This is a genomic window from Streptomyces africanus, from assembly GCF_002150735.1.
In the GTDB taxonomy this organism is placed as follows: domain Bacteria; phylum Actinomycetota; class Actinomycetes; order Streptomycetales; family Streptomycetaceae; genus Streptomyces; species Streptomyces africanus.
On record NZ_MUKA01000353.1, the window covers coordinates 1 to 4,744 of the forward strand.

At 69.3% G+C, this 4,744-nt stretch carries 3 protein-coding genes; all 3 read right to left on the bottom strand.

Translation table 11 applies throughout. The features are described from left to right. Positions 1 to 109: 109 nt before the first annotated feature. The gene (locus tag CCL05_RS35315; RefSeq protein WP_086564727.1) at positions 110 to 2,449 is read right to left on the bottom strand and encodes a type IV secretory system conjugative DNA transfer family protein; all 2,340 of its coding nucleotides are present in this window, start codon (positions 2,447 to 2,449) and stop codon (positions 110 to 112) included. 77 nt (positions 2,450 to 2,526) lie between these two features. Beyond that, a complete protein-coding gene (locus tag CCL05_RS35320) occupies positions 2,527 to 2,910 on the bottom strand; it encodes a hypothetical protein (protein ID WP_086564726.1) in 384 nt (127 codons plus the stop codon). Positions 2,911 to 2,931: 21 nt separating this feature from the next. Then, the coding region (locus tag CCL05_RS45715) for a hypothetical protein (RefSeq protein WP_208641686.1) at positions 2,932 to 4,744 on the bottom strand (1,813 nt) is incomplete at its 5' end.

Sequence of the window (4,744 nt, forward strand, 5' to 3'; positions counted from 1 at the left end):
CCGACACGTCTGATGCTGCCGCAGATTCGGGGGTTTGTCTGAGGCGCTATCCCCTGTGTGCGTGAGCCCCCGGCGGGGATGCCGGGGGCTCGGTCGCTTGGGTCGCTGCCTACGCGGCTGCGTCGCCGTCCTGTACGGGCCGGCCGAGGCCGACGCGGACGGTCTTGCCTTCGGCGATGCGGTGGATCTTCCCAGCGGTTTCGAGCTTGCCGAGGGCGTTGGCGAACGTGCCGTCCTTCAGGCCGGTGGCGGCGAGGAGTGCGGGCCGGTCGATGTAGGTGATGTCGAAGTCGCCGGGGTCGATGTCGTCTGCGCCGTTGAGGTAGTCGAGGTGGAGGGGGTCGGCTTCGTCGCGGAGGACGGTGAGGATCTTCTCTTCTGCGGTGGGTTCCTTCTTCTGGAAGTCGACGCCGGCCGCGATGACCGGGCTGCTGCCGTCTTCGTCGCTCCCGTCGCCGTTCTCCTCGAAGCCGGGCAAAGGGGTGTTGGCGAGTTCTTCCATCTTGTCCTGGTCGCCCCACCAGGGGACGTCTTCGGGGGCTGCGACGAGTTCGGGCCGGATGTGGGGGGTGGCGTCTTCGAGGGTGTCGATGCGCATCATGCCGGCGCGACCGCCAGGGGTGGCGAGGTAGCCGAGACCGAAGGTGCGGCGGGGGTCGTTCTCAGGGATGTCGGGGTCGTAGATGAGGGATTCGTCTTCGGTGGGCCACACGGCGGGGATCTGGGAGGGGTCGATGCCTTCGAATCCGGTGGGGAGGTCGCCGAGGTTGACCTGGTCGGAGTCGGTGCGCAGGATCAGCCAGGCGCCGCCGGTGAGGAGGTTGGCGCGGATGGCTTGTTCGCCGCCCATCTGGTCGAGGTTGACGGTCTGGGTGATGAGGACCCAGGGCATTCCGAGGGAGCGGCCGAGGGAGGCGCCGGCCTTGACGATGTGGACGGCTTCGGCGCGGTTGGGGACTTTGGGGCCGAGCATCTGGGGTGCTTCGTCGAGGATGGTGGGGCACCAGGGGCGCATCTTGGAGGGCTTGAAGTTCTTCAGGTCGAGGCGGGCGGCTTCTTCTACGCGGTGCTGGAGGACGTGGTAAGAGAGGCGCATGGCGCCGAGGGCTCCGTAGCGTTGGAGGCCTGAGTAGGCGGCCATCTTGGGGATGGCGGGGTTGGATGCGCCCTTGGGGTCGGCGTAGAGGATGGCGGCGCCGTTGGCGTGGTAGCCGAGGGAGACGACCTGGACGGCTCCGCCCTTACCGGATCCGGTGGCGCCGGCGATGACGAGGTGGAGCCCTCCGAGGGCCGGGTCGAACATCTGAAAGCGGGCCGGGTGGCCGGAGATGATTTTGCCGATGGGGAACCAGCCGCCCGCGGACGCCTTGAGGGAGTCCAGGCCCTGGAAGTCGTGCCCGGCCTCGAGGGGGTTGGAGTCCATGACGCGGATGATGGCCTTACGGACGTTGTTGGGGTTCGGTTCGTAGGAGATCAGCAGAGGTGACTTGCGGAGGTCTCCGGCGAGGTCGGTCAGGTCGGGGGCCTTGAGGGCGCCCTTCATGTCGTCGTCGGCGACGACCCACGCGGCCTGTCCGCCGGTGTTGGGGTCGTCGGTGACGTTCTCCAGGTGGGTCTTCGGCATGGTGCCGCCAGTGCAGGCGACGCGCTTCTTCCAGGCGCCTTCGAGGGTGGACGGGTCGAGTTCGGCGGGGGCCTGGTGGTTGACGATGACGCGGGCTTCGCCGGCGTGGTCGCCGTGGGTGATGTCGATCCAGCCGGGGTTGCGGCGGTAGACGGAGGACACGGTCTCCTTGGTGACGGAGACGGCAGCGCCAGCGGGGGCGACGATCCGGCCGGTCCACCGGTTGGTGTAGACGGTGACGTCGGTGAGGACTTGGCCCTTGTGTACTCCGTTGTCGGGGTTGCTGATGTGGCGGTGCCAGTCGGCCATGATCTGGTCGGCGTCGGTGATGGGGCCGACCGTCTCGTTGATGGCGGCGGCCTGCGGGCCGGGCTGGGCGTTGGTCTTCTTGCGGCCGAGGACTTTGCGGAGTTTGAGGGGGACGAGTGCGACGGCGGCCCACCAGCCGAGGGACAGGATGCCGGGGAGCGGGTTGGTGGCGATCTGGGTGACGCCGGCCATGAGGAGGTCGGTGGCTTGGGGGCCTGCGAGGGTGCCGAGGCCGAGTGCCATGCCGGTGGTGATGGTGGCGATGCCGAGGGTGTCGCGGTGGGCGCGGGCGATGTCGATGCCGGGCAGGTCGTTGGCCCAGGTGCCGAGGTGTCCGGTGTAGTTGGCGGCCACGAATGCGGCGCCGGCCAGGTATGCGCCTCCGGCGATGGTGGCGGCGGAGGGGTCGAGGAGGGGGGCGAGGGCGCCGGTGGCGATGGGGATGAGGGTCTGGCCGATGGCGGCGGCCCGCTCCGCGGTGTCGGTGCTGGGCACGGTGCGGGTGTTCGTGGACACGGGGTTGGGCTCCTTTTCGGGATGGGTGGTGCCGGCCCGGGTGGTGTGGGCCGGCACCGTGGGTGTGGGTGAGGGTGCTATTCCTGCTCGAGCCAGTCGCGGGAGACGTTCTCCAGGCCGGTGACGTTGGACCGGTCGAAGGCTTCCTGGAAGCCGCCGTGGGTGGTGCGGGCCTGGTCGCCGGCCGCTTTGGCGGCTTTCGCGGTGTCGGCACTCTTGGCGGCGTAGGTGATGGCGCCGTCGGAGACGCCGCGGATGACCTTGGCGAGCTCCTGGCATTCGGAGATGGAGTCGCGGTCGACGGACTTCGCGCCGAGGGCGTCGGCGTCGCTGGCGGTGTCGTCCGCGTGTTCCTTGATGTTGTCCGCTGCCTGTTTGACGGCTTCTGCGTGTCGGGCGAGCTTCTTCTCCTTGGTCTCCACGGCGCGCAGGAGGGTCTTGAAGGTGAGGTCGGATGCCATGTCGGTGGTCTCCTCGTCGGGTCAGGCGGCGGGGGCGTAGGAGCCCTTGTCGTTGTAGAAGCGCAGCTCGGCGGGCTTGGTCTCGTCGCTGTCGACGACGGCCTTGTACAGGGGCGCGTAGCGGGTCTGGATGTTGGTGAGGACGACCTTGCACATTTCGGCGGCCCGTTTGGCGCGCTTGGCGAGTTCGGCGGCTTCGGCGGTCTGGTTCTTCGCGGCGTCGGCGAGCTTGGTGAGCTTGCCGACGACCTTCTCCCCGCCCTTGACTCCCTTGGCCTGCTCCAGCAGGTCCTGGCAGTCCTTGGCTTCCTTCTCCGCTTCCTTCTCGAGCTGCTTGCACGCCTCGGCGATCTTCTGGAGGTCGGTTTCCTTCGCTTCGAGCTTGCGTTCGTACTGCTTGAAGTTGCGCAGCTCGCGACGCCCGTAGGTGGCGCGGGTGGCGTCGGCGCCCAGGGTGAGGGTGTTGGCGTCGATGCTCTTGACGGTGAGCGGCTTGACGTCGGTGGTCACTCCGTCGTCCTCCTGTTCGGTGACGATGACGGGCTGGGGGCGGCCGGCCTTCGTCGCGGCGGGGTTCTTCTCGGCGGGCTTGGTCTTGTGGTCGGCGTGCGCCTTGTTGAGGCGGGCGTGTTCACGTGCGTTCTCGTCGCGCTTGTCGCGGTAGCCGTCGACTGCGCCGTCCTTGTAGGCCTTGACGTGGTCGACGACGCCTCGGACGGCGCGGCCGTCCTTGTGGCCGGTTTCGCGGGACTTCTCCAGCGGGGTGCGGGTGTCGTGCTGGGTCTTGCCGTGCTTGTTGTTGTGGGCCGTGTCGTTCTTGCCGGGCTTCTTGTTCGGCTTGCCGCCATCCGGCCCGGTTGCGGCAGGGGATCCCGGGCCGCCCGATGCCCCTGCGCCGGGCTTGCCGTCGTGCTTGCCGTCCTTACCCGCGGCTCCTGCCTTGCCGGCCGCTCCCGGCTTCCCAGCACCGCCGGACCCAGCTCCGGACCCGCCGCCCGAGCCGCTGCCGCTGCCGGATCCGGGGCTCTTCCCGGGCCCCTTGCCGCTGGAGTCCTTGGTGGGCTTCGGCGTCTTGGAGTCGTGGACGCCGTGGCCCTTCCCACCGGAGTTGGTGCTCTTGCCCGATGCGCCGGATCTGGCGGAGCCGTTCGGCCCGGCCGAGCCCTTTCCGCTGCCGCCCGGGCCGGGACCCTTCGCACCTGTCCCCTTGCCGTGACCGGCGGCATCCCGGTGCCTGCCACCACCACCGGCGTTGCTGCTGCCCGAGCTGCCGCCGGGGCCACGGCCTCCGCCTCCGGATCCACCACGGCCGGCACCACCGGAACGGTTCCCGGAGGAATTCACCGGGCCCTTCGCGCCCGAAGTGCCGCCCGATTTCCCGGCGTTCCCCTTCGGCCCTGCACCAGAGCCGCCGGAATTCCGCACAGGCAGCAGTCCACCGGACTTCGAGACTGTGGTCGTGCGGGCTTCCTTGACCTGGTTCGCCTGCGCCTGGGCCTTCTTCACATCGAGGCGCTTGTTGGCTGTTCCGCCGCCTTTCGCCCAGCGCTGCGCACCCGCCAGCAGCCATGCTTTCCAGACGGATCCCTGCGCTTTGCGCTTTTGGCCGGTGGGGTCGTTGGTGGCGGCCTGGTCGGTGTCGTGGAAGGACGCGGAGGACTTGCCGGGGGCGGAGCGGTCCAGCACTCCGTCACCGGCGTCCTGGTGGGTGTCGCTGTTGGCGGTGGGGGCGAGGTTGAAGGTGGCCCGTGCGGGTTCCACGGGGGCCACCATGGACGCCAGGAAGCCCTTGGTGGCGGTCTGGGGGTTGGCCGGGGTGGCGTCCGTGCTGCGG

What these genes read in the sequence shown, in the direction of transcription:
- CCL05_RS35320 (WP_086564726.1), bottom strand. Translation starts at nt 2,910, where the DNA reads ATGGCATCCGACCTCACCTTCAAGACCCTCCTGCGCGCCGTGGAGACC.